This is a genomic window from Mycobacterium arosiense ATCC BAA-1401 = DSM 45069 (assembly GCF_002086125.1).
Lineage (GTDB): Bacteria > Actinomycetota > Actinomycetes > Mycobacteriales > Mycobacteriaceae > Mycobacterium > Mycobacterium arosiense.
Genome location: NZ_MVHG01000406.1, coordinates 1 through 235 on the forward strand (window position 1 = coordinate 1; position 235 = coordinate 235).

Genomic DNA, 235 nt, shown 5'->3' on the forward strand with positions numbered 1-235 from the left:
AATTCTGCCTGACCGGTCAAGTTTAGAATAGGAAAAATAAATCCGTCCCCTTTTGGCCGTCCTTTTGGCACCTTTTGGCCGTCAGGTTGTTGAGCAGGATGCCCAGGGCACTGGCATCGCCCATGACCGACACGTCCTCAGCCTGCGCCAGCCCCAGGTCGTTGCCGCTCAGATCAGATTGGCGGATGCGATCGCTGATCACCTGTTTTCACAACGCGAGCGGTAAGCGTGCCGC

At 57.0% G+C, this 235-nt stretch carries 1 protein-coding gene; it reads right to left on the reverse strand.

The features are described from left to right. Window positions 1-22: 22 nt before the first annotated feature. Window positions 23-202, reverse strand: a complete 180-nt coding sequence (locus tag BST14_RS29040) for a hypothetical protein (RefSeq protein ID WP_083067514.1) — start codon at window positions 200-202, stop codon at window positions 23-25. Between the last annotated feature and the right edge of the window lie 33 nt (window positions 203-235).